This window comes from Flavobacterium sp. (assembly GCF_013823965.1).
In the GTDB taxonomy this organism is placed as follows: Bacteria; Bacteroidota; Bacteroidia; order Flavobacteriales; family Flavobacteriaceae; genus Flavobacterium.
In genome coordinates this window covers 1-26,006 of record NZ_PNNA01000074.1, presented here as the reverse complement: position 1 = coordinate 26,006, position 26,006 = coordinate 1, and the positions used below count along the sequence as shown (strand labels likewise).

The 26,006-nt window shown below is 36.5% G+C and carries 24 protein-coding genes; 9 read left to right on the top strand and 15 right to left on the bottom strand.

The genetic code is table 11. The features are described 5' to 3' along the window. Positions 1–2 precede the first annotated feature (2 nt). Together C0430_RS08405 and C0430_RS08400 are read left to right on the top strand one after the other, a co-directional pair. Entirely contained in the window at positions 3–785 is a 783-nt protein-coding gene (locus tag C0430_RS08405) for an enoyl-CoA hydratase-related protein (protein ID WP_290868078.1), read from the top strand. A gap of 94 nt (positions 786–879) precedes the next feature. Beyond that, positions 880–1,278: a hypothetical protein gene (locus C0430_RS08400; protein ID WP_290868075.1), complete on the top strand. Its 399-nt coding sequence runs from the start codon at positions 880–882 to the stop codon at positions 1,276–1,278. A gap of 87 nt (positions 1,279–1,365) precedes the next feature. Here the strand turns inward: C0430_RS08400 and C0430_RS08395 are convergent, their stop codons facing one another. The 4 genes from C0430_RS08395 to C0430_RS08380 all read right to left on the bottom strand — a co-directional run bounded on the left by C0430_RS08395 (position 1,366) and on the right by C0430_RS08380 (position 4,823). Further along, positions 1,366–2,019 (bottom strand): HD domain-containing protein, encoded by a 654-nt coding sequence (locus tag C0430_RS08395; protein WP_290868072.1) that lies wholly within the window; start codon positions 2,017–2,019, stop codon positions 1,366–1,368. 162 nt (positions 2,020–2,181) lie between these two features. Further along, positions 2,182–3,168, bottom strand: a complete 987-nt coding sequence (locus C0430_RS08390; RefSeq protein ID WP_290868069.1) for an acyl-ACP desaturase — start codon at positions 3,166–3,168, stop codon at positions 2,182–2,184. Positions 3,169–3,236: 68 nt separating this feature from the next. Then, positions 3,237–3,971: a lysophospholipid acyltransferase family protein gene (locus C0430_RS08385; protein ID WP_290868066.1), complete on the bottom strand. Its 735-nt coding sequence runs from the start codon at positions 3,969–3,971 to the stop codon at positions 3,237–3,239. A 117-nt stretch (positions 3,972–4,088) separates the two neighbouring features. After that, on the bottom strand, positions 4,089–4,823 hold the full coding sequence (locus C0430_RS08380) for a lysophospholipid acyltransferase family protein (RefSeq protein WP_290868063.1): 735 nt from the start codon (positions 4,821–4,823) through the stop codon (positions 4,089–4,091). 123 nt (positions 4,824–4,946) lie between these two features. Between C0430_RS08380 and rnpA the strand changes: the two genes are divergently transcribed. The 4 genes from rnpA to C0430_RS08360 all read left to right on the top strand — a co-directional run bounded on the left by rnpA (position 4,947) and on the right by C0430_RS08360 (position 8,662). Next, a complete protein-coding gene (gene rnpA, locus C0430_RS08375; protein ID WP_290868060.1) occupies positions 4,947–5,339 on the top strand; it encodes a ribonuclease P protein component in 393 nt (130 codons plus the stop codon). A 62-nt stretch (positions 5,340–5,401) separates the two neighbouring features. Continuing rightward, positions 5,402–6,232: a DUF4349 domain-containing protein gene (locus C0430_RS08370; protein ID WP_290868057.1), complete on the top strand. Its 831-nt coding sequence runs from the start codon at positions 5,402–5,404 to the stop codon at positions 6,230–6,232. 1 nt (position 6,233) lies between these two features. Continuing rightward, positions 6,234–7,871: a S41 family peptidase gene (locus tag C0430_RS08365; protein ID WP_290868054.1), complete on the top strand. Its 1,638-nt coding sequence runs from the start codon at positions 6,234–6,236 to the stop codon at positions 7,869–7,871. Further along, complete coding sequence (locus C0430_RS08360; RefSeq protein WP_290868051.1) at positions 7,871–8,662, top strand: OmpA family protein; 792 nt, start codon at positions 7,871–7,873, stop codon at positions 8,660–8,662. Before C0430_RS08365 ends, C0430_RS08360 begins: the two co-directional genes overlap by 1 nt. Before the next feature lie 33 nt (positions 8,663–8,695). Here the strand turns inward: C0430_RS08360 and C0430_RS08355 are convergent, their stop codons facing one another. The 6 genes from C0430_RS08355 to C0430_RS08330 form a co-directional block, all read right to left on the bottom strand. Further along, complete coding sequence (locus tag C0430_RS08355; protein WP_290868048.1) at positions 8,696–10,969, bottom strand: helix-turn-helix domain-containing protein; 2,274 nt, start codon at positions 10,967–10,969, stop codon at positions 8,696–8,698. A gap of 99 nt (positions 10,970–11,068) precedes the next feature. Beyond that, positions 11,069–11,626, bottom strand: a complete 558-nt coding sequence (locus C0430_RS08350) for an OmpH family outer membrane protein (protein ID WP_290868045.1) — start codon at positions 11,624–11,626, stop codon at positions 11,069–11,071. Positions 11,627–11,873: 247 nt separating this feature from the next. Then, entirely contained in the window at positions 11,874–12,722 is an 849-nt protein-coding gene (locus tag C0430_RS08345) for a class I SAM-dependent methyltransferase (RefSeq protein ID WP_290868042.1), read from the bottom strand. A gap of 123 nt (positions 12,723–12,845) precedes the next feature. After that, entirely contained in the window at positions 12,846–14,717 is a 1,872-nt protein-coding gene (gene mnmG, locus C0430_RS08340) for a tRNA uridine-5-carboxymethylaminomethyl(34) synthesis enzyme MnmG (protein ID WP_290868039.1), read from the bottom strand. Between the two features lie 227 nt (positions 14,718–14,944). After that, a complete protein-coding gene (gene ybeY, locus C0430_RS08335) occupies positions 14,945–15,364 on the bottom strand; it encodes an rRNA maturation RNase YbeY (RefSeq protein WP_290868028.1) in 420 nt (139 codons plus the stop codon). Then, on the bottom strand, positions 15,361–18,702 hold the full coding sequence (locus C0430_RS08330; protein WP_290868024.1) for a DUF4175 family protein: 3,342 nt from the start codon (positions 18,700–18,702) through the stop codon (positions 15,361–15,363). The genes ybeY and C0430_RS08330 overlap by 4 nt, the downstream gene beginning before the upstream one ends. Positions 18,703–18,955: 253 nt before the next feature. Between C0430_RS08330 and gltX the strand changes: the two genes are divergently transcribed. Further along, positions 18,956–20,458, top strand: coding sequence for a glutamate--tRNA ligase (gene gltX, locus C0430_RS08325; RefSeq protein ID WP_290868020.1), 1,503 nt, complete (start codon positions 18,956–18,958; stop codon positions 20,456–20,458). A gap of 33 nt (positions 20,459–20,491) precedes the next feature. Here gltX and C0430_RS08320 read toward each other — a convergent pair whose 3' ends face one another. Continuing rightward, a complete protein-coding gene (locus tag C0430_RS08320; protein ID WP_290868017.1) occupies positions 20,492–21,130 on the bottom strand; it encodes a PorT family protein in 639 nt (212 codons plus the stop codon). Positions 21,131–21,208: 78 nt separating this feature from the next. Here C0430_RS08320 and C0430_RS08315 point away from each other — a divergent pair, with 78 nt between their 5' ends. Further along, positions 21,209–22,195, top strand: a complete 987-nt coding sequence (locus tag C0430_RS08315; protein WP_290868014.1) for an SPFH domain-containing protein — start codon at positions 21,209–21,211, stop codon at positions 22,193–22,195. A 29-nt stretch (positions 22,196–22,224) separates the two neighbouring features. Here the strand turns inward: C0430_RS08315 and C0430_RS08310 are convergent, their stop codons facing one another. From C0430_RS08310 to C0430_RS08295, 4 genes are all read right to left on the bottom strand, one after another. Next, a complete protein-coding gene (locus C0430_RS08310) occupies positions 22,225–22,479 on the bottom strand; it encodes a DUF6327 family protein (RefSeq protein WP_290868011.1) in 255 nt (84 codons plus the stop codon). A 3-nt stretch (positions 22,480–22,482) separates the two neighbouring features. Next, positions 22,483–22,833 carry a phage holin family protein gene (locus tag C0430_RS08305; RefSeq protein WP_290868008.1) on the bottom strand — a complete coding sequence of 117 codons (351 nt, stop codon included), beginning with the start codon at positions 22,831–22,833 and terminating at the stop codon, positions 22,483–22,485. An 11-nt stretch (positions 22,834–22,844) separates the two neighbouring features. Beyond that, positions 22,845–23,201, bottom strand: coding sequence for a YtxH domain-containing protein (locus C0430_RS08300; protein ID WP_290868005.1), 357 nt, complete (start codon positions 23,199–23,201; stop codon positions 22,845–22,847). A gap of 283 nt (positions 23,202–23,484) precedes the next feature. Continuing rightward, positions 23,485–25,605: a glutamine--tRNA ligase/YqeY domain fusion protein gene (locus C0430_RS08295; protein WP_290868002.1), complete on the bottom strand. Its 2,121-nt coding sequence runs from the start codon at positions 25,603–25,605 to the stop codon at positions 23,485–23,487. 105 nt (positions 25,606–25,710) lie between these two features. Here C0430_RS08295 and C0430_RS08290 point away from each other — a divergent pair. Next, positions 25,711–26,006: dihydroneopterin aldolase (locus tag C0430_RS08290; protein WP_290867999.1), on the top strand; the 296-nt coding region annotated here is incomplete at its 3' end.

Here is a 26,006-nt window from a genome sequence, read left to right as displayed (position 1 = left end):
TTATGACTCCGGAAAACATCATCTTGGAACACGAAAAAGGGATTGCCACCATTTATGTCAATCGCCCCGAAAAACTAAATGCCTTGAATAAAGCCACTATTCAAGAATTGCACGAAACCTTGAAATTGGTAGAAGAAAACCCTGATGTGCACGTAATAATAATCACCGGAAGCGGAGAAAAAGCTTTTGTGGCTGGTGCCGATATTGCGGAATTTGCCCATTTTTCGACAGAAGAAGGAGCACAATTAGCGGCAAAAGGACAACAAATTTTATTCGATTTTATCGAAAACATGAAAACTCCAGTGATTGCCGCCATCAATGGATTTGCCCTTGGAGGCGGACTAGAATTGGCTATGGCTTGTCATTTTAGAATCGCTTCGGAGAATGCCAAAATGGGTTTGCCTGAAACTTCGTTGGGCGTTATTCCTGGTTATGGAGGAACCCAACGTTTGCCACAGATTATTGGCAAAGGTCGCGCGATGGAAATGATCATGACCGCCGGAATGATTGATGCCGAAACGGCGAAAATGTACGGATTGGTCAATCACGTTGTACCTCAATCCGATTTATACTCAGCCTATATGACCATTGCCACCAGAATCATGAAGAATTCACCAGTGGCCATTGGCAAAGCCATCGAAGCCATAAATGCCAACTACATTTCTGGCATCAATGGATTTGATGTTGAAATCAAAAATTTCGGCGATTGTTTTGCAACCGAAGATTTCAAAGAAGGAACAACGGCATTTTTGGAGAAAAGAAAAGCAGAGTTTAAGGGAAACTAAAAGGAGTGTTCAGTGTTCAGTAGCAGTTAACAGTATAAAATATTGTAATTTTGAAATCTCATTTCTGAAAACAGTTCATCAAAAAATTAAACTTATGTCCTTCCAACCTGTATTTGCCGAATTCTGGGAAAAAGTAACAGAAAGCATCACGAATAAAACCTTGGCCAAATTGACTTTGGCCAAAACCATTGGCGACACCGAGTTGAAAAACATTTACGTCCGTCCGGTTTTGCTGGAAAATGACGTATTAAAACTTTCCGTCATTGCCCGTTACAAAACCGAAGAAATAGAAAGTTTTCATTCCTTGGAAGAAGCGTTTTTTGTTCTGGCTCCGTATATGAACAACCCATTTTTGACGGCAATATTATTCACCACCGAAAACGATTTTACTTTTAAATTGAATAAAAAACGTGTGGGAACCATCATCGAGCAAGCACCCACTTTCAAAAATGCTTCGGACGTGATTCTGGAAATGAAGGAAAAAGGAATTTAAAAAAGTGTTCAGTGTTCAGTAATCAGTGTTGGAATAAATAAAAGTGTTCAGTTACCTGACTGCAAACTGAACACTGAACACTGCCAACTACTTCTCCCCGTCCCATTCAGCATAAAACTGCGAAAGGAAAATTTCCATAAAACGATGTCTTTCTTGGGCAATTTGTTTTCCGGTTTGAGTATTCATTTTGTCCTTCAACAGCAATAATTTTTCGTAGAAATGATTGATGGTTGGCGCTTGGTTGTTTTTGTATTCTTCCTTGCTCATGCGAAGTTTTGGAGCAATGTTCGGGTTATATAAAGGCCTGTTTTTGAAACCGCCATAATTGAACGTCCTGGCAATGCCAATGGCGCCAATGGCATCCAAACGGTCGGCGTCCTGGACGATATCCAATTCGACTGACGAGAATGCCTTTTCTGAATTTCCGCCCTTGAAAGAGATGTTTTCGATGATGTTGATAACGTGCTCGATGGTGTCTTCGTCCACATTATGGGATTCCAGAAATTCACGAGCCATTTTGGGACCAATAGTTTCGTCTCCATCATGAAATTTACTGTCGGCGATATCGTGAAGCAAGGCTCCCAATTTTACAATGTCAATATCACAAGTTTCGCCATCGGCAATCAGCAAAGCATTTTTATACACTCGTTCTATGTGAAACCAATCGTGTCCACCTTCGGCGTTTTCGAGTTTTTCCTTTACAAAAAGAATGGTTTTGTTGACTATGGCGGTATATCTCATATTGGATGTTTTTATAAAAAAAGCTGATTTTTAAAGTATTACATTCAAAAATCAGCAATTCAATATTTTAATCAATGGCAAAAAACAATTTCAATGGCAATTTTAAAAAAAATCAACTTTTCATTCCGACCAATCTGAAATCTAAAATCTGCGCTCTAAAATTTACAATCTCGCTGGTTCTACCCATTTAAAAATAAATGACTCTTGAGGAATCACTAATCTCTCTGAAATTTTTGCCATTCTAGCCGGCAACTTCATCAAATAATCTCTGGCTTTTTCGGCTTCATCGGTTAATCCTGAAATCTTGTCGATTTGCCATTTATCGATTAACTTTTGCATAATATCAACATAATCACTGGCTGTATAAACCCCAATTCGTTGTGCTGAATCCGAAAAATGTTCGAAAGCGGAACTTATTTTTTGTCCTGATTCTCTCAAGAAATGAGCTGGCATCACGATTTTTGCTTTCATCATGTATTGAAAAGCAAGCATCATTTCGCTTGGGTCAATTTTGAAAATCTGGTTCACAAATTCGCTGTAAGCCAAGTGATGACGCATTTCGTCTCCGGCTACCATTTTACACATTTTGGCTAGTTTAGCATCTCCGTAACTTTTTGCCAATTGCGAAACTCGATTGTGGGAAACATAAGTGGCCAATTCCTGAAAACTAGTGTAAACAAAGTTTTTGTAAGGATCTCTTCCGGTGCCAATGTCGAAACCGTCATTGATAAGATGTTGCGTGGTCATTTCGATTTCACGCATATTCACTCGACCCGATAAATACAAGTATTTGTTCAGCAAATCACCGTGACGATTTTCTTCGCCAGTCCATTGGCGAACCCATTTGGCCCAACCGTTTCGTTCTAGATTATCCACGCCTTCCACTTCCATCAACCAGTTTTCATAGGTTGGCAAAGCTTCTTCGGTAATCATGTCGCCTACCATGGCAACCCAGAAGTCATAAGGCAAATCTTTGGAGATTTCTCTCAATTCTTTAACTTCTTCCAGAAAATTGTCGCTTTCTGGATTAGGCAAAAAATCAGACGGTTGCCAAATTTTTTCCACTGGAATTAAATATTGTTCAACATAAGCGCTGACGTTTTTTTCTAGAAGCTGCATCACTTCTAGACGAATGTTTTTAATTGACATATGTGTTTTTGGTTTATTGATTTTTGAACTTGGAATTGCTTCCAAGAATATGCAAAGTTAGCACATTTTTAAATTTTTATCCCTTGAACGATAGCATTTTCTGTTTTTGACATCAAATCGTCAAAGGAATTATCTTTTACGGACATCGCTTCGTGAATGGTAAAAGTGATGTGGTTTGCCAATCCGTAAGGAAAAAATCCGAATCGGAAAAACTTCCAGGAATTGTTGATGGTCACCGGCACCACGTAGGCCGAAGGCGCATATTTGCACAATATTTTCAATCCACTTTGCGCAAATTCTTTGGGTTTCCCCGTTTTGCTTCGGGTTCCTTCGGGAAAGATTACCGCGGAACGTTTGTGTTTTTCGATATATTCAGACAAACCTTTAATTGCCGGAATGGCTTGTTTTGGATCTTTTCTGTCAATAAGTACGGAGCCACCGTGAGTCAAATTATAGGAAACGCTTGGAATTCCTTTCCCTAATTCAACTTTGCTGACAAATTTCGGATGAAATTTTCTTAAAAACCAAATCATCCCGATAATATCATACATTCCTTGGTGATTGGCCACAAAAATGATGGGAACGCCCGTTGGAATTTTTTCTCTACCCTCGATTTTAAAAGTATTGAACATGACGTGTCCGATTCTCAACAAGAAAAAGTTCAAATAATCGACACTTTTTTTATGGGCTTGATAGCCAAAAACATTGAAACAAATCCACTGGATGGGGTGAAAAATAATCAATGTCAAAAGGAATAACAAGATTGCAATAAAGGATATGGGATAGGATATAATTTTTTGCATTATGTGATTTTTTTGGCAAAAATAGGAAATATATTTCTGTTTGTGACTGTTCCGAATAAAGCTAAAATGTTAATAATCCCATAGTTTTATTCAGAAAACCCTTTTTCGATTTCTTGATTAGACTTTTATGCCTTCAACAATGGTATTTTTTGTTTTTTCCAAAATCTCGGCAAAGGGATAATCGCTGACTTTTATGGGGTCGTGAACCGTAAAAACAAGATGATGCCCCACACTAAGAGGAAAATATCCGTATTGGTACACTTTCCAGGAATTGTTGATGGTAATGGGAACAATATAGGCCGATGGCGCATATTTGCACAATATTTTCAAGCCACTTTCGGCAAATTCGTTGGGAATTCCAGTTTTGCTTCGGGTTCCTTCTGGGAAAATGACCGCCGAACGTTTTTCTTTCTCGATGAATTCTCCCAAGGATTTTATCATCGGAATGGCTTGTTTGGGTTTGCTCCTGTCGATAAGCACGTATTTGCTGTGGCGCAAATTATAGGAAATCGCCGGAATGCCTTTGCCCAATTCCTTTTTGGTCACGAAAGCCAAATGAAACTTCCTCAAATACCAGATAATTCCGCCTGTGTCCAACAAACTCTGATGATTGGCCACAAAAATAATAGGCACGTTTTTGGAAATTAATTCCCGATTTTCAAAAGTGTATCTCGTGCCCAAAATATGGGTACATTTCAGGGTAAAATAAGCAATGTAATCAAAGCAGACTTCGAGTCCTTTCTCTCCAAAAATCTTATAAACCACCCACTGAACGACGTGGATCGTACACAAAACCACTAAATAAGCAAAATAATACAGTAGTGTTATGGGATATAATAAAATTTTCTTCATCCTTTTTTAAATTATACGCAAAAGTAATGATTTTTAGGATTCAATTTTAATCCCGAATAATTATGCTGTTTTGGGTTTAATCGTACCTTTGCTCCCAAAACAGTTGCCTTTTTTTAAAACAAAATGAATTTCACTTATCCCAAAACCGAAAAGCTGAAAAGCAAAACCACGATCGATTTGCTTTTTTCCAAAGGCAAATCCGTGTCCAAATATCCTTTGCGACTGGTTTTTGTGGAGAGTGATTACGGCATTCCCGAAGATTCGGACCAAAAGCTGAAAATGGGCGTTTCGGTTTCCAAAAAATACTTCAAGCACGCCGTTGATAGAAATTATTTCAAGCGCGTGCTTCGCGAAACCTATCGATTGAACAAGCACCTCCTGATTGATAATTTGGACAAAAAATATGCTTTCATGTTTTTTTACCAAACCAAGGAGCGATTGACTTACGAAGAAATCCATACCAAGACCATTCAACTGTTTGAAAAGTTTGTACAACAACTGAAAAAGGAGGAATAAGACACGATTTTTCATACGAATATTCATTATTTTTACGTTGTGATAGTCTAAATCAAATTCTTATGAAAAACATTCTCTTCCTATTCGTATTTCTTGTGTCTTTTTCAGGTTGCAAAAAAGCTGAAGAACCTTTAGCTGATATGGCAATTTCAGCGGTAAAACTTCCTTCTAAAGAAAAATCTGAAACAGTTTCATATGATAAATTAAGTTCTCCGGCAGTAGAAGACTCAAAAGTTGTGGAACAAAAAATCATCAAGACTGGCGACATCAAGTTTGAAACCAACGATTTGGGAGAAACTTACGGCCAAATGATTTCGGCAGTGAAAAAGCACCGCGCCTTTATCCAAAACGACACTGAAGGAAAGGATTATGGTTCGGTTTTCAGACGAATAACGGTTCGCATTCCCAGCAAAAACTTCGATTCCTTTTTGGCCGACATTTCAAAAGGAGTCACCTATTTTGACAACAAAGAAATTTCGTCCCAAGACGTAACCGAAGAATACATTGACGTTGATGCCCGATTGAAAGCCAAAAAAGTGCTCGAAGCCCGTTATCTCGAGCTTTTGAAAAAGGCAAACAAAGTCAGCGAAATGCTGGAAATAGAAGCACAACTTTCGGCCATTCGCGAAGAAATTGAAGCCAAGGAAGGACAATTGCGCTATATGCAAAGCCAGATTTCGATGAGCACCATCAACATCGAATTCTACAAAACCGTTGCCAACGAGGGCGGCGCCACCATTTCGTACGGCTCCAAAATCTGGAATGCCATAACATCCGGTTTCAATTCCATTTCAAGTTTCTTCATCGGATTGTTAAGTATTTGGCCTTTTCTGATTATTTTAGCGGTGATTGTACACTTTATTAGAAAACGATTCAAGAAAAAAACGACATAAAATGACATCTCCTTTCCAAAAAAAATACATAATTCCTGTTGTAGCTTCGGCATTTTTGTTTGTAGGCGTTAGTTTCAAAGACGATTTTTTTGAAATTGCCAAGCAAGTGGAAATCTTCACGACCCTTTTCAAGGAGTTGAACCAAAATTATGTGGACAAAACCAATCCAGGCGATTTGATGGACAAAGCCATCAAGGGAATGTTGGCCAGTTTAGATCCTTACACGATGTATTTCAATGAGCAGGACGTGGTCAAATTCAAGATCAACAACACGGGTGAATACACCGGAATTGGCGCCATGATTACCCGAAAAGACGACAAATTGATCATCAAGGAACCTTATAAAAATTTCCCCGCGGATAAAGCCGGTCTCAAAGCCGGAGACGAAATCATTCAAATAGGCGACGTGCTTTTGTCTGATTTCAAGGACGATGCTTCGCAACTTTTTAGGGGAGCCAAAAATACCAAAATCGACGTTAAATACATTCGTCAAGGCAAAACCAACAGCGCCCAAATCATTCTGGACGAGGTGGAAATTAAATCGGTGCCATTTTTTGGAAAAATAGACGAGAAAACCGGCTACATCGTTTTGGCCCGTTTCAACCAAAAAGCGTCCTACGAAACCAAACAGGCATTGGAACAATTAAAAAAAGAAGGCGCAGAACGAATTGTACTTGATTTAAGAGGAAATCCCGGCGGACTTTTAAACGAAGCGGTGAATATTTGTAATTTATTTGTTCCAAAAAACGAAATCATCGTGACCACCAAATCGAAAATAGAGAAACACAACAACACCTACAAAACCTCGAAAGAGCCCGTGGACACTGAAATTCCATTGGTTATTTTGGTGGACGGAAAAAGTGCTTCAGCTTCGGAAATTGTTTCGGGAGCTTTGCAGGACTTGGATCGTGCGGTGATTATTGGCAGCAGAAGTTTTGGAAAAGGATTGGTGCAAAGACCCGTGGACTTGACTTACGGGACACAGTTGAAAGTAACCATCTCTCGATATTACACGCCTTCTGGGCGATGCATCCAAGCTTTGGATTATGCCCACAAAGACAAAAACGGGATTGCCACAAAAACCGAAGCCAAGAATTACAACGCCTTCAAAACCCGCAAAGGCAGAACGGTTTATGACGGCGGCGGCATTCAGCCCGACATCGAACTGGAAGAAACCAAGTTGAGTCCAATAACCGAAGCCTTAGTTAAAAACGACGGAATCTTTAATTATGTGACGGCTTATGTTTATAAAAATCCGAATCTTGGAGACAAAATTCCAACGTTTACAGATGCCGATTTCCTTGATTTTAAACAGTTCTTGAAAACCCAAAAATTCTCCTTTGACACCGAAACGGAATTGGCCTTGAAAAATACTTTGGCCGTGGCCAAAAAAGAAAAAGTGGACGAAAGCATTAACGTGGAATACCAACAACTACTGGCCGCGCTCCAAAAAAGTGAAGAAAAATTATTGGACAAAAACCAAAAGGAAATCCAGAATTTAATTATGGACGAAATCATCAAACGCTACCAATACCAAGAAGGTTTGTATCAATATTACATCAAAAACAATTCCGAAATCAAGAAAGCAGTAAGTGTCCTGAACAATAGTGCCCAATACAAAAGCATCTTGAAAATGTGATGAAAAAAGGCATTCAAATACTGCTTTTTTTAACTTTTGGTTTTCTTTCCGCCCAAGAAAATGCCGTTCAATCCGTGTATTTTAAATTTGACAAATTCGATTTGGACGCCAATCAAATAAACACGATTGTTGCCACAATCAAGTCCGCTGGTTTTTCCCAGTTTGAAACCATCCAGCTTTATGGTTATTGCGACGATCGGGGAAGCGAAGAGTACAACACTAAATTGTCTGAGAAAAGAGTAACTACAGTCCAGAAAATATTGGTTTCCAACGGCATTTCACTAAACAAAATTTTCATTTGCGAAGGCAAAGGACGCGTGAGTTTGGACAAAGACACGGTGAAAAATTTAGAAAAAACACGTTATCAAAACAGGCGTGTCGACATACTTTTTATTAAAAAAAGGATATTTACTTTCTTTCCAGAAAACCCAAAAGCGGGTGATCTTATCGTTTTAGACAAAGTTACCTTTGATATGGGTTCCAGTATTCTTTCATTAAAAGCAAAAAAAGAATTGGACAGAATTCTGGTTTTGTTGGGGAAACATAAATCGTTGCAATTTGAAATTAAAGGCCACGTGTGCTGTACTTCGAGCAAATATTCGGATGCCATTGACGAAGAAACACAAAATAGGAATCTTTCGCTAAACAGGGCCAAAAACGTGTTTGCCTATCTTCGATCCAAAGGAATAAGTCCGTACCGAATGTCTTTTAAAGGCTATGGAAACCAATTTCCGTTGGGAAAAGGAGACGCGCTTGACAGAAGGGTGGAATTATTAATTATTAAATCCTGATGAACCTTTACGGAAACAAATTCCTGTAAAATTCTACTTTATATTCAAACTCGCCTTGAACATTTTTAATTCATCCCAAGTGAATTTGTCGCCATATTGTTCCTTCAAACTATTTAGCGTTTCTTCATTGTAGCCTTTGAAAGCTTTTTCTAGTTCCAATAATTTATCTTCAGGCAAAACAGCCGTAATGGCTATGGTTCCTGATTCAATGAGTTTGGCAATATGCGTTCCAATAGTTTGCAAAGTCAATTTTCTGATAGCTGCGATTTCTTTGATGGTGTTCTTTTCAAGCCACAATTCATAAGTTTCCTCAATGGTCGATTTTTTGGTCACCTTGATTCCTTTTTTCTTTTTGGTGTAACGTTCCAAGTCGGCTTCATCTTCAATCAAGGTGATGTTGACTTGCTTGACTTGCGATTGAATGGCTTCAGTTTTATGGCTAATGTATTTTTTAATCGTATTCGAAGTCAATTTTTCCTTCGAAATCGTTTCACCAGACACCACGGTTTCAATCAGTAATTTTGCTTTCATCAATCGCAAAACGACCTTGGTTTGCAGTTCTTCCAAAACCATCAATTCGTCATAAAACGTCTTAGCCTTCTTGAGTCGTTTGACTTCTTCAACTTTCCAAAGAATTTCAAAAACCAAATCATCCATCGGCTGGAAGAAATAATTATAAGCTGCCTGAAAACGCTCCGAAACGTGATTCAAATCGACGGTTTCCGTATTGAAAATTTTATGCAACTGCAAAATGAATTTTTGGGATGGATCCAATAGTTTGTCGATGGTTTCCAATTGTTTGGCAGCCCAATTCGCCTGTTTGGATTTGGCCGAACTTTCGGAATTATCCAGATAACTGAACTTGTGGTTGCGCCATTCTTGCGCCAATTCCGCCCAATCGAAGGTGTTTACCAAATAGTTATGGATAAAATTCTTGGTTTCGAAATGCAGGGAATTCTTCAGAAAATCGTCCGAAGCTTTGTTCAACGAATAATCCATCACGTCCTGATCGTTCGAAATTCCGTTCATTCGCAGCGGAGAAAGCAAAATCAAGCCGTTTAACGAGCGTAAACGCGACAATGCGACATACGCTTGTCCGGGCAGAAAAACTTGCGACACATCGAGCGCAGCTTTGTCAAAGGTCAAACCTTGGCTTTTATGAACGGTAATCGCCCAAGCCAATTTTATTGGATAATGGACAAACGTTCCCAAAACCTCCTCCTCGATTTCCTTGGTCAATTCATCGACTTTGTAGCGAATGTTTTCCCATTCGTACTTTTCGACTTCAATGGTGGTGTTTTCTTCGGGAAAATGAACCAAAATCTCCTCATTCGAAAGTGATTTGATGATTCCCATTTTGCCGTTGAAATATTTTTTGTCGAAAGACAAATCATTTTTCACGAACATCACCTGTGCTCCTACTTTCAATCTCAATTCCTCGTCAACGGGATAAATTTTATCCGGAAAATCACCAACAATCGAGGGTTTGTATACAAATAATTTTGTGTCCAAATCTTCCAAAGCTTGCGCATTCATCGCATCGGCTTTGGCGTTGTGAGTTGTTAATGTTATGTAGCCTTTGTTGGCTTTCAAATCGAAATTTGGATTTACGTATTGGTTTAAATTTTGGACATCTTCTGCTGAAATTTGGTTGTTTCGCAGGTTGTTCAAAATCGAAATAAAAACATCATCCGTTTGACGAAAAATCTTGGATAATTCAATGTACAAAGGTGGATTTTGCTGAATGACGTGCGAATGAAAAAAGAATTTCCCTTTGTAATACGTTTTTAAAGTGCGCCATTCCTCGTCCCGAATCACGGGCGGCAACTGTAATAAATCTCCTATATATAAAACTTGAACACCGCCAAATGGAGTGCTTTTTTTGCGAACAGTTTGCATCATAAAGTCCATCGCGTCCAATAAATCGGCACGAAGCATACTCACCTCGTCAATAATCAGTAATTCCATATTTCGAATAACCGATTTCTTTAAACCGCTCATTTTGAAATGCCTGCGCAAAGTGGCCTTAGTTTCAAACTTGGTACTTTCCGAAAAATGAGGAGAAGAATTGTCGGGAATAAATCCGCCGAAAGGCAACTGAAACATCGAGTGAATGGTAACTCCGCCAGCATTTAAAGCCGCAATTCCTGTTGGTGCCACGACCACTGTGTTCTTGTGCGTGGTTTGAATAATTTCACGCAGAAGCGTCGTTTTCCCTGTACCGGCTTTCCCCGTAAGGAAAATGGATCGATGTGTTTGATTGATAAATCGCAAGGTGTAAACAGCAGCTTCGGAAATAGTTTGCATTTGGCGTGTAAATTAAAAGCTAAAAATATGGTTTTAAAGTAGATATAACAAAAAATGCCTTCAGTTTGTGAAGGCATTTACTGTATTAATATTGGTAAATTATTTTTTTGCTTCCTCTTTTTTGGCAGAAGCTTTGTATTTTTCGTTTAACAATGTTACGATTTCTTTTGTAATATCATACTTCTCTTCAGCATATAAAATTGATGCAGGCTCACCTGTTCCATAGATGTAAGCATATCCTTTTTCTTTTCCATAATCTTTGATGAATTTTTTTACGCCTGTTATCAAACTATCCATCTCTGCGCCACCTTCTTGTTGCAATTGCTGGGAAAGTGCTTGTTGTGCATAACTCAATTGTTGTTCTCTTTTTTGTAATTCTGCACCTTTTTGTTGGGCCCAAGCTTGTCCGTTGGCTTGTGCTTGTGCTTGAAAATTGGATGCTTCCTGTTTGAATCTGTTAATTTCAGCTTGAAGTTGTCTTCCTTTTTCCTCGCCTTTGGCTTTGTATTTTGCCTCAAGATCTTTTGCCTCTGTATACTCTTTCATTAAAACCGAAGTATCAATATAGGCTGTTTTAACTTCTTTAACTTCTGCTGCTGGTTTATTGCAAGAAACAATTGTAATTGCAAGTGCAATTAGTACTACTATTTTTTTCATTTTGGTGTTTTTTCTAATTTTTTAAGAATTGGTAACAAAAATATAAAAAAATAAGTAGCATTATCATAAAGTTGGAAAAATGCAGAAATATTTATAGTATAAGTATTTATTATCCAAATTAATTATTTTATAATTTATGATTATCGAAATCGGATTTAACAGGCTTCGAATAAAGAGTTTTAAAAAAAATCCAATATTAGCAATAACTAAAGGCAAAAAAAGCGCTTAAAAGCGCTTAAAATGATTTTTACTTATTTTTTAGGATGTAAATATGTGAAGAATACTCAAAATTCTTCTTTGCCTTCCAATTTGAGTGTAAACCGGTGAAAAATGCCTTAACAAAATTCATTTTCCCTGATTTGTATTTTTCGGAAAGCAGACTCACATAAAATGAATCAAATTTCATTGGAAGGACTTTTTCCAATTTCATTGCTTCTTTTTCGAAAAGCAATTTTATCGCCGTTTTAGAAAAATGCCAAAAATGAATTGGCACATCGTAAGCCGCCCAAAATTTCCCATAGTATGATGCGTCGTAAGATTTGAAATTCGGAACCGCAATAATTAATGTTCCTGTTGGTTTTAGCAATCGTTTCAATTCTTTAATTTGTTTGTCTAAATCCGGAACGTGTTCCAAAACGTGCCACATCGAAATCAAATCAAAAGAATGATCTTCTAATTCACTCGTTGCTTCAACAAATGAAATGCCTTTATTTTTTGCAATGGATTTGGCTCTATCGCTTGGCTCCACTCCTATTGTTTTCCAACCGTCATTTTTTGCAACAGACAAAAATTCTCCTGTTCCAGCTCCAATGTCTAAAATTTTTCCTTTTTTCGGTTGAAGTGAATTTATTAGATTCAATTTATTCTTTAAAGCAATGCTTTTTATGAAATGATACAATTTCTCAAACAAAGAACGTTTGTTATCGGTATGGGAAATATAATCTTCGCTTTCGTAGTATTTACCCAAATTTTCTAATCTTGGTTGCGGATGTGTAATCAGCATATCCAAAGTTTCGTCATAATACAAATCGAAAGTTTCCTGCGAAACCGAATAATCTTTTACAGTTAGAAAATGTTTTTTGTTTGAAATGTCCATTTATTTATTTTATTCTTTTTTTAAAATTCTCAGTGATATCAATACCTCACAAAGTAGTTTCACGTGGAACAAATTTATTTTAGATTGTCGAGCAATCTAAAATCTAAACTCTGAAATCTGCAATTACCTACCCATATAAATCAACAATACGGAAATATCACTTGGTGATACTCCGCTTATTCTTGATGCTTGTGAAATAGTTACTGGGCGAATTTTGTTCAATTTTTGCTTGGCCTCTATCGACATCGATTTGATTTTGTTGTAATCGAAATTCTCAGGGATTTTTACATCTTCCAGACGAGTCAGTTTATTGGCATTATTTCGCTCCTTTTCGATATAACCCGAATATTTTACTTGAATTTCGGCTTGTTCCAAAATTTCCTGATCTAAATTATTCTCCTCGATGTAAGCAGCTACTTTCTCGAATTTAACGATATCCTCTAAATCGATTTGCGGACGAGAAAATATTTTAAACATTTTATCGCCTTGAGTAATCAATGCAGTTTCTTTCGATTCTAAAATTGGATTGGTTTCTGCGATAGTCACACTTGTCTCTTTGAAGAAAGCAACCATTTTCTCAGATTCATTCAATTTGTGCTCCATTCGGCGTAAACGCTTTTCAGAAGCTAAACCAATTTCATACGACATTGGCGTTAATCGGAAATCAGCATTGTCCTGACGCAGTAAAGTTCGGAACTCGGCACGAGAAGTAAACATTCTGTATGGCTCTTCTGTTCCTTTCGTAATTAAGTCATCAATCAGAACACCAATATACGCTTCGTCTCTTTTTAAAGTAAACGGATCTTTATCCTGAGATTTTAACGCCGCATTAATTCCAGCCATTAATCCTTGGGAAGCTGCTTCTTCATATCCAGTCGTTCCATTAATTTGTCCGGCAAAATATAATCCGTCGACTAATTTTGTTTCCAGGGTATGTTTCAATTGTGTTGGTGGAAAGTAATCGTATTCAATAGCATATCCCGGACGGAAAAATTTCACGTTTTCAAAACCAGCAACAGAACGCAAAGCTTTAAATTGAATATCTTCAGGAAGCGATGTTGAAAAACCATTCACATAAACTTCACACGTATTCCATCCTTCCGGCTCCACAAACAATTGGTGTCTTTCTTTATCGGCAAAACGATTAATTTTATCTTCGATAGACGGACAATATCTTGGCCCAAGAGATTGAATCCTTCCGTTGAACATTGGTGAACGATCAAAACCTTCTCTCAAAATATTGTGAACTTCAAGTGAAGTGTACGTCATATGACAAGACCTTTGATGAATCAAAGGTGCAGTAATATCTGAATATGAAAATTTATCAGGCTTTGCATCTCCTTTTTCTTCATTCATTTTAGAATAATCCAAAGAACGTCCATCGACACGCGGAGGCGTTCCTGTTTTCATTCTTCCGGATTGAAATCCTGCATTGACCAAATCTTCGGTAATTCCATACGCAGCACTTTCTCCTGCTCTTCCCCCTCCGAATTGTTTTTCTCCAATATGAATCAAACCATTCAAGAAAGTCCCATTCGTCAGAACCACTGTTTTCGATCTGATTTCAATTCCAAGTGAGGTTCGAACTCCTTTTATCTTTCCGTTTTCGATTAGCAATCCTTTTACCATTTCCTGATAAAAATCAAGATTCGGAGTTCCTTCAAGCATCATTCTCCATTCTTCCGAAAAACGCATTCGATCACTTTGAACTCTTGGCGACCACATTGCAGGACCTTTCGATTTATTCAGCATTTTGAATTGAATTGCCGTCTTGTCAGAGACAATTCCGGAGTATCCGCCAAGTGCATCAATCTCACGAACGATTTGTCCTTTTGCAATTCCTCCCATCGCAGGATTGCAGGACATCTGCGCAATGTTTTGCAAACTCATTGTAACCAACAAAGTTTTCGATCCCAAATTGGCAGCTGACGCTGCAGCCTCGCAACCAGCGTGACCCGCACCAACCACAATTACATCATACTCTTCTAAAAACATTTTGTTTTTTATTTTTTTTTGGATTTAGAATTTCATTCTAAATCCTGAATTATTCAATCTACATGTTCCACGTGAAACACTTTTAATTTTAGATTTCAGAGTTGAGACTTTAGACTATTTTACATTAAAAAAACCATTCGAAGCAAACGATGTTCCACGTGAAACATTAATCATAACCGTTTGGTATTTTTGGAATCTAAAATCAGAAATCTACACTCTAAAATTTTTTATTGTTCCACGTGAAACATAGCTAATTTTTCATCTTCTTTATTTCTCATCAAAAGCTCGTCTGCTTCAGATTTGTCTTTATATCCGCAGTAATGTAAAATGCCGTGAATAATAACACGTTTCAATTCTTCATCAAAAGTAACATTGAAATCTACAGCATTCTCTTTAACTCTATCAACCGAGATAAACATATCGCCGTTTATTTCATTACCAACCGTATAATCGAAACTAATTATATCGGTGTAATAATCGTGCTGTAAATGTTCCTGATTAATTTGTAACAAATACTCATCATTGCAGAAGATATAATTAATCTCTCCTTCTTTCTTGTTTTCTGAACTGATTACATTAGAAATCCAATTGCTAATTGCTTCTTCGTTTTCTAAAGTAAATTCGGTTTCGTAATTAAAGTCTATCATTTTTTATTGAAATATTCTTGAACTTTTTGATTAAAATTGGAGCGCAAAGGTAGTGATTGTCTGTTTAATATTTCGATACTGTTCAGATAATCTAATAATGCTGACGGCAAGGGTTTAGCTTGGTTCGAAAACTCCTTTTTATTCGTTTCCGATTGGCGCTTGTTTTCCTGTCCTTGTTGCTGAATTGCAGTGTTTAATTTTAGTAACTCCTGCTTCACATTCAAGATTCTTTGTAGGACATCATTCTTAAAACCTTTGTTCAATAATTGCTTTTCGATCTGTTTCATTTGATCCAAAGCATTCTGACCGTTACCACCCAATCCTTTCTTATTTAATTCATTTTGCAAAGCTTCTCGCAATTGCTTTTGCTCTTTATAAATTTCCATAATTGCCTTTGCATCTCCTTCTCCGTCCTCACCATTTTCTCCATCAGAACCACCGCCTTGTTTTCCGCTTTTACCGTCTTTACCTTTCTCACCTGATGCACCGGGTTTTTGTCCATCTCCAGGTTTTGGTCCGGGTTTTTGACCTTTCTTCATTCCTTCTTTCATCTTCTCGCCAAGACCTTCTTGCTTCTTAATAATATCCGGTAACTGCATTCCGTCACCTTCCCCTTTTTTGGGTTTACCACCACCCATACTTCCCGACATTTGCATTTGCATCTGCATATTGCTCAAGACTTCGGTCAGGAAATCAGCCAATTTGTTGGCGGATGAAACAGTGTATTGCTGATGCGAAACTCCTTTCTGGATTTGGGCATCGGCCAAAGTCTCCAACGATTTATCCAAATTGTACTGGGCATTCCCTATTTCTTTCGTAATGTTTTCGCCAATTTTGGGATTACGTAATGACATTGCAAACAAGCTGTCATCGATATGTCTAAACTGTAATTTTAAATCCTGTTGGTTTTTTAAAGCTTTATTGAAAGCAGGAGAACCAATTTTATACCCCTTGAATTTACCCATCAAATCTTCTTGTGAAAAAGAGAAAGCCAAAAGGTTATCCAGAACTTGACGCAACATTGCAATGTCTTCTTCTAATTGCTCTATTTCACCGCCTTCCATTTCTTGCTCCATTTTCTGAGCCATTTGCTTCATCTTTTTAGATGCACTTTTTTGTTTTGGTTTAGCTGAAGATTTACTGTTCTTTTGCAATTCATCCGAAGCTTTTTTCAAATCTTCATCGATGCTTTTTTCCTGTTCTGCATCAGTTGGAATATCTAAAGGTTTTTTCAATTCCTTGTTTTCCTTATCCAATTCTTTTAAATCTTCCTGAATTTTATCAAATTCCTTATTGATTTCATCTTGATTTTCTTTGGTGTTTTCTTTCTCTTTGTTCGACAAATCTTCCTGATTATCTGAAAGCTTATCCAATTTATCTTTTAATTGTTCTGCCTTTTTCTGAACATAATATTTTTTGGTCAGCTCCACCAATTGCTCCAAACTCTTCGATTGATTCTTTGCAGTTTGTTTGAACTTATCCATTTTCTCCATCAAGTCTTCTTGCTTGATTTTGTCGTTCAACTCTTTTAGTTCATCAAATAATTTCTTATTTTTCTCTAAATCCTTATCGACATTTTCTAATCGTTTTTGCAGTTCTTCTTTGAATTCATCCTTTTTCTCAGACTTAGATTTGTCCAGATTGTCTTTCATTTTCTCAGCAAATTCCTTCATCATTTTATCCTGCTGATTCTGACGTTTGATAAATTCATTGATCTTTTGCTGATCTTTAAACTCCATATTGTCTTTCTCTTTTCCGGATTTCTGTAACTTTTCCATTTCAGAAATTTGCTTATCCTGATTCTTCAATGATTTTTCCAAACCATTGATACTTTCATTTTGCTGTTGGAATTGCTGATCTTCTTTCTCATCATCCGTAGCAATAAGATTATAGAAAACAGAAGATTTAGTACTCTTGAAATTATGAATTACATCGTTATCAAAAACCTCAAAATAGTACTCATAAGAAACTCCCTGCTCTACAGGAAGCGAACCCGGAAAAGCAAAAATGAACTGATCATATAGATTTGACTTCACAGCAATTGTTCCACGTTTAACCAATTCAGGCTTGTTTTTAGGATAATAAATCACCTGAAGCTTAGATAATCCGTAATCATCTGAAATTTGTCCTAAAACATAACTTTTGTCGATTTTAAGGCTATCCGGAGCGTTATTCACGTTGATGGTTGGGAACTGATCTTTGATAACCGAAATCTGATAGTTCAATTTCTCGTAATTCTTAACCTTAGCATTCGAAGTAAGAATTTGATATTCTGTATTTTGCGAGATTAATTTAGATAATGTAAAATCATTTTCAGACTTAGAAAAAGGAAAATTAGCTGTAGCATTCTTCCATACCACATTTTGAGTAGCCAAAGTATTGATTCTCCAGGTAACTTTGGTTCCTTCAGGAATTATAGCATTACCATTTCCTTTGATAACCTCAGATTTCTTTTTCAAATAAGAAGGGAAATTCAAAAGCATTTCAAAATTAGCAATCGATGGAACGGTCACTACATTCAATTCATAATCGGAAGAGGAAATGGTATTTGCCTCCACGTGGAACAAAACGTTTGATGCAGGTTTTTCTATTCTATATTGAAACTCACCAGCTTTGGTTGATTCCATAAAATAACTTTCGTCACCAATGAAAATCATTGCATTTTCAGGAATTATTTTTCCTTCGGTTTTTATGCGAATGATGAAATCTTTATTCTGCTCTGTTTGCAGATTAGGATTCAGAATTACAAATTCAAAAGGTGCAGGCGGTAAAAACTGATCTCTGAAATGCACTACCCTATTCAAACTTTGAGAAATAATTTTGCTGTTTCCAGAAACATAAAAGAACGCAAATAACAAAATTGGCAGTATCGCCAAAGGCAGATATTTTCTATTGGCATTAAAATTAATCGCATTACCAAAAGGAATTGGCTGTAGCGAATTAGCTTTTTGTTCAATCGAAGCCAACAATAATTCCGATTGATTTTTATCATTAGACAACTGAAGGAAATTGGTCAGCTTGTCATTTACTTCTGTAAAATGATTTCCAATAATCGCTGAAGCATCCTTGTAATCAATCCCTTTTTGAAGTTTGAACAACTTGAATGTGGGAAACAAAATAAATCGGAACAAAAGGAAAATTTCCACACCAATAAAAGTCCAGAACAAAAGTGTTCTTCCCATTGGCTTTAACCATAGAAAATATTCCACAAAAAGTGTGAACAAGAAATACAGCAATCCCAGACCGATAAAGAAAATCATTCCTCGAATCAGTTCATTGGTGTAAAACTTCTTGATGAAAAGTTCTAGCTTTTGATAAATTACTTTTGATTTTTCCAAAATTTACACAACTTTTTTTATAACCGATAAAAGTAACCATTTTTCAATTCTGTCGCTGTTAAAAATTGATTAAACAAAAAATTAGAAAACAATTTTGAACCATATAAGGCATTTAAGTTCATATAAGATTTGTGTTGAAACAACTTAAATGACCTTAAATGCCTTATATGGTAACTAAATAAAAATGAACTTTGTGTTTTTGTGTCTTCGTGGCCAAAAGAACTTCTTATCTTTGCATCAAAATTTATAAAAAATGTCAAGACAAGTTCGTGTGCGTTTTGCACCAAGTCCAACAGGACCTTTACATATTGGCGGAGTTCGTACTGCCCTATTCAATTATTTGTTTGCCAAAAAAAACAACGGGGTTTTCTTTCTTCGAATTGAAGATACAGATCAAACCCGTTTTGTTCCGGGTGCCGAAGAATACATTATGGAAGCATTGGAATGGCTTGGAATTGCTCCGGATGAAACCATTGGAAAAAATGAAAAATTTGGTCCTTACAGACAAAGTGATCGTAAAGATTTATATCAAAAATATGCGGATCAATTGATTCAAAGTGGCTGGGCTTATTATGCATTTGATACTCCGGAAGCATTGGATGCTCATAGAAAACAACACGAAGCAGAAGGAAAAACATTTATTTACAACCATCACAACCGTGAAAAATTAGATACTTCTTTGGTAATTTCTGCTGAAGAAACTGCAAAAAGAATTGCGAATGGTGAGCATTATGTAATCCGTTTTAAAACTCCGGTTGATGAAACTTTGCATTTGAAAGACATTATTCGTGGTGATGTGAAATTTGAAACCAATCTTTTGGACGATAAAGTTTTGTTCAAAAGTGACGGAATGCCAACGTATCATTTAGCGAACATTGTAGATGATCATTTAATGGAAACCACGCACGTAATTCGTGGTGAAGAATGGTTGCCTTCAATGCCGTTACACGTTTTGTTGTATCGAGCATTTGGTTGGGAAGCACCAGAATTTGCTCATTTACCATTGATTTTGAAACCTGTTGGAAACGGAAAATTATCCAAACGTGATGGAGACAAATTAGGATTTCCTGTATTTCCATTGGAATGGAAAACAGAAGAAGGCGTTTCATCAGGTTATAGAGAAAAAGGATTTTTCCCTGAAACCGTGGTCAACTTCTTGGCTTTATTGGGTTGGAATGACGGAACGGAACAAGAATTGTTTTCGTTGGAAGAATTAGTGGAGAAATTTGATTTAAGTAGAGTTCACAAAGCAGGAGCTAAATTTGATCCCGAAAAAAACAAATGGTTCAATCATCAGTATTTAATCAAACAAAATGATGCCGATTTGGCGAAAAGCTTCGCTTCTATTTTAGAAGAAAAAGGCATCTCGACTGCGCTCGATTTGACAAAAATAGTTTCTCTAATTAAAGAAAGAGCACATTTCGTTTCGGAATTCTGGGATTTGAGTGATTTCTTTTTTGTTGCTCCAACATCTTATGACGAAAAAGCAAGAAAGAATTGGAAAGAAGAAACTCCAGCATTAATGCAGAAATTGATTTCTGTTCTTGGAGAAATAACTGATTTTACATCAGTAAACATCGAAACCATTGTTAAAGACTGGATGACAAAAAACGAAATTGGAATGGGGAAAGTAATGCAACCGTTTCGATTAAGTTTAGTCGGCGCATTGAAAGGTCCACACTTATTTGACATCGTGGAACTCATTGGAAAAGAGGAAACGATTAAGAGAATTGAGAAAGCAATAGCTACTCTATAAAACAAAAAAAGTCCCGATAAACTCGGGACTTTTTTATAAATAAATAATCAAACTTCCGTTCAGTATTCCGGGATTTCCCTTGAAATTATAACCGAGATTTTTGTTATTCAAATTACCGAGCATATTATTTACGCCATATTGGTAAGAAACATTAAGACGAACGTGGCGAACACCTGCTGTAATACCTACTACAGGATAAAAATTAAATTGGGAAATATCCACGATGTCTTTGGCCAATAAAGTGGTTCCAAATATAATATTGTTTTCTTGATCTTGATCCACCTTCAGTTTTCCGTTGATTTGAACCAATGGTCCAAACTCAAAACTCAAATGATTTTCGACAATTTTGTAACTCCACATCAAGGATATTTGTGCTGATGGCAACTTATAATCCGTGTCTTCCGTTATAAAACCACCGATTGTGGCAACCGAAAAATTATTCTCGCTGAACTGCATCGCATAAACCATGTCCCAATCATTGTAGAAATTCCCCCGCATCGAAAGTCCGGCATTCCATCCTATTCCTGGTTTGGTCTGGAAATTATTCGTGTTTAAAGTAAATTGGTTCATGCCAAAGGATATTCCAATTCTGTTGGAATCCCGATAATCGTATTGGGCAAAAACCGTCATTGAGATTAGAGCGAAAACAACGGCAAAACATAATCTTTTCATAAAATAAAATTTAACACCGGCAAACCTAAAGTATTTTTGTAATTTAACAGTTAATTTTTTAACTAAATTATACTTCTTATGGACATTTCATTGATTATCATTATTGTATTTGGTTTCTTTATTTTTCTTTCCTCCTTTTTTACCGTAAAACAACAATCGGCTGTTATTATTGAACGTTTTGGAAAATTTTTGAGTGTGAGAAATTCTGGTTTACAACTCAAAATTCCTTTGATTGACAGAATTGCCGGCCGGGTAAATCTAAAAATCCAACAATTGGACGTTATTATCGAAACCAAAACTAAAGATAACGTTTTTGTAAAACTAAAAGTATCCGTGCAATTTATGGTGGTAAAAGAAACCGTTTATGATGCTTTTTACAAACTGGAATACCCACACGATCAAATCACTTCTTATGTTTTTGACGTGGTTCGTGCCGAGGTTCCAAAACTGAAATTGGACGATGTTTTTGAAAGAAAAGACGACATCGCCGTTGCCGTGAAAAGAGAATTAAACGAAGCAATGACCACTTACGGTTACACAATCATCAACACATTGGTTACCGATATTGATCCAGATATCCAGGTGAAAAATGCGATGAATAGAATCAATGCTGCCGACAGGGAAAAAACCGTGGCTGAATTTGAAGCAGAAGCCTCAAGAATTAGAATTGTGGCCAAAGCCAAAGCAGAAGCAGAAAGCAAACGTTTACAAGGTCAAGGTATTGCAGACCAAAGACGCGAAATTGCCCGTGGATTAGTAGAAAGTGTGGATGTTTTGAACAAAGTGGGCATCAATTCGCAGGAAGCTTCGGCCTTGATTGTGGTAACGCAACATTACGATACTTTGCAGGCTATTGGGGCTGACGCCAATTCCAATTTGATATTGTTGCCTAATTCTCCACAAGCTGGAAGTGATATGTTAAATAATATGGTAGCTTCCTTTTCTGCATCCAATCAAGTGGGCGAAATGATGAAAAAAAACAAAAGAACGAAACCAAAAACAACCGATCATTCTTTAGATTATCAAACGCCACAAGCGCCTGAACAACCTGAAACCGGAGTTTAACTTTTAACTATTTATAATAAAAAAGAGGCTTAATTGCCTCTTTTTCTTTTTGTAAACCAATTAATCAGTAATGGAATCGCCATGTTAAGAATCATTCCAGAATAGTCGGATAAAATCGATTTATAATCTCCTAAAAAACTCTTTATTATATTTTTGGGCAACAGACTTTCTTTTGTTTTTTCAACATCCAAAATTATTTTCTGAAGGTTCAATTCTCTTTCTAATTTGAGAATTTCCAGTTCTAACTCAATTTCTGCGTAAGACGCATATTTTTTTGGTTCCATAATTTAGTCGTTAAAAAAGATTTCTGAGAATTTCTCCAAGATGGGTCCTTCAACAACTTTATCCTTGACTAAAAATAAAAGTCCGGTTAAGGCTAAATAAATCCCGCCAACGATTAGAAACCCCAACGCATAACTATCCAAAGCTTGTCCAATTGCTAAAGCGCCTGCAACAGAAAAAAATAACAAAACCATGGATAGCGACATTGCGATCAATGCAAATTTCAACATCATCGTGGTCGATTTCATTGCCACCTTGAAACCCCATAACTTGTAATAAGCTACGCTGTTTTCAATGTATTCTTTCGCTTGTTTCTGAATGTCTTCGGTGTGTTCTTTGAGTTCTTCGAAAGCCATAAATAAGTTGTTTAAGAATTTTCCTTTTGGGCAGCCATCTGTTTTTTCTGTAGCTTGGCATTTTGCTCTTTTAAATCGGCCAACTTGGTTTCCAAAAAAGAAATAACATCTTCGGTTTTGTGACTCATGTTTGAAACCAAATCTTCATAGGTTTCTTCCAAGTCATATTTTGCACCCGAAAATTTATTTCTCAATTGATGAGATGCTTCTTCAAATTTATGCTTTAAATTGTCTTTCGCATCATCAAAACCATCTTTAATTTTTTCCCTGGTTTTTGAACCTTTATCCGGAGCAAATAAAATTCCTACTCCTGCTCCAATCGCTGCACCCAACAAAAGTGCCAATACTGAATTTGTGTTATTTGACATCGTTTCTAGAATTAAATTAATAATATTCTAAATTTACGACATTTATCAACACCGGACTGTTAACAAGCCGTTAAAGTGACTTTAATTCTTATTAAAACTTAAAATAAGCCGTCGTGTTTTTAGAACTTTTCAGTAATGATAAAATGCTTATAAAACTTAAAAAAACGTCTTAAAATCAATTTATGAAAGCCGTTTTTGATTACTAAAATTGATATAATTTTAAAATTCAATCACAAAAACAAATGATAAAAAAAAGCGCTCCTAAAAGCGCTTTTAATAGTTTTTATTTATTTAAAAATTGTTCGATAAATTCCGTTTCTCTCTCGGTTGTACTTTTCGAAGGATTGGATTTTAATTTCAAAATTTCGGCTGCAAATGAATTTACAAAATCTGGATCTTTTTCTAAATCCAATAAATTCAAAATCGCTCTCGAACGAACAAATGAAGATTCACTTCTTAAAGACATCGAATACAATTTGGAAACATCTTCTTTTTCAAAATCAGATGATTTCAAACTGGAATATTTTAAAATCAATTGGGCAAACAACAAGGAACTTTTATTGTTGTTGATGTTCTTTTTGAATGAATTTTGCAACAAGCTGTAATTAGCAATTCCTGCCAAGGTCTCTCCTATTGCTTTACGAATCGCAATACGTTCTTCACGTGTTCCAACTTTGAAATATTTGTTGATTTCTTTCAAGGCATTGTTGATGCTGTTTTCCTCTTTTTTGCCTTTTTCTTCCCAAGCGTCTTTCAATCCAACTGTTTTGTTAAACACTAATTTAGAAGTAGTTGAGTCTTTATCAACATTGAAATAACCCAAACGTTGAAACTGGAATTTGTCTCCCGATTTTGCCGTAGCAAGACTTGGTTCCACAAATCCTTTCACGATTTGCAAGGAATTGGAATTCATAAAATCCAAGAAGTTTTTCTCCTTGTGACTGTCTGGCGCTTCATCTATAAAAAGTCTATCATACAAACGAACTTCAGCTTCCACGGCGTGTTGGATGGAAACCCAATGCAAGGTTCCAGCCACTTTTCTTTTGGAGGCTTCACTCCCACTTCCGCTCAAGGAATCGGTATCGTAAGTCACGTGAATTTCGGTAATATTTCCTTCCGAATCTTTTACAACAGATTCTCCTTTAATGATATATGCATTTTTCAAACGCACTTCATTTCCTAAAGACAAACGGAAAAATTTGGCTGGAGCCACTTCTAAAAAGTCTTCTCTTTCGATGTATAATTCTTTTGAAAAAGGCACTTTTCTGAAACCTGCCGCTTCGTCTTCCTGGTTGTTTTCGGCATCCAAAAGTTCTTCTTTATCGTCAGGATAATTAGTGATTACGACTTTTACTGGATCTAAAACTGCCATCACTCTTGGAGCTGTTTTGTTCAAATCTTCTCTTAAACAAAACTCCAAAAGCGAAACATCGATGATATTTTCTCTTTTGGCTACTCCAATAACATCACAAAATTTACGAATCGAAGCTGGTGTGTACCCTCTTCTTCTTAATCCGGAAATCGTTGGCATTCTTGGATCATCCCAACCATTTACTATATTTTCTTGAACTAATTGCAACAGTTTTCTCTTGCTCATTACGGTGTAATTCAAGTTCAAACGCGCAAATTCGTATTGGTTTGGTCTCACTAAGGTTTCATCATAAATTTGGTCTAAAAACCAATTGTATAATTCTCTGTGCATCACAAATTCAAGTGTACAAATGGAATGTGAAATTTGCTCGATATAATCACTTTCACCGTGTGCATAATCATACATTGGATAGATTTTCCAATCATTTCCAGTTCTATGGTGATGACGGTGCAAAACTCTGTACATCAAAGGATCACGCATTAACATATTGGTCGAAGCCATATCAATTTTGGCTCTCAAAACATGACTTCCTTCCGGAAAATCGCCATTTTTCATTCCTTCGAACAAAGTCAAATTTTCTTCAATCGAACGGTTTCTGTATGGTCCATCAACTCCTGGTTGGGTTGGCGTTCCTTTTTGAGCCGCCATATCTTCAGAAGATTGGCTGTCAACATAAGCTTTTCCTTTTTTAATCATCAAGATTGCCCAATCGTGCAACTGCTGAAAATAATCGGAAGCATAACGTTCTTCGGCCCAATTAAAGCCTAACCATTGCAAATCTTCTTTGATGGCATCTACATATTCCTGCTCTTCTTTGGCTGGATTGGTGTCGTCAAAACGCAAATTGACTGGCGCATTGTACTTTAGACCCAAACCAAAATTCAAACAAATGGATTTGGCGTGACCAATGTGCAAATAACCATTAGGTTCAGGCGGAAAACGGAATCGTAAATTAGCTTGGGGAAAACCAGTTGCTAAGCTGTCTTCGATAATTTGTTCTATAAAATGAAGTGATTTCTCTTCGGTTGACATAATTTTTGTAATTTTAGCAAAGATAAAAATTTAGATGATAGATAATAGACAGATAGATAATAGATGCTGTTTTATTTAACTATTTACAAACCGAATTATATAAAAATGGGAATTATAAAACTGAAAAATATTAGAACTTACTCTTATCACGGTTGCTTAATCGAAGAAGGAAAAATAGGCTCTGATTATGCTGTTGATTTAGAAGTTAAAACAGATTTAAGAAAATCAGCTGTTTCAGATGATTTGAAAGACACTGTTGATTATGTGCTTTTGAACCGTATTGTCGTGGAGGAAATGGAGATTCGAGCACAATTATTAGAACACGTTGCCCACCGAATTATTAAAAGAATTTTTAAAGAAGTAGCTGCCATTTCGAGAATTACCTTGGCAGTTTCAAAATT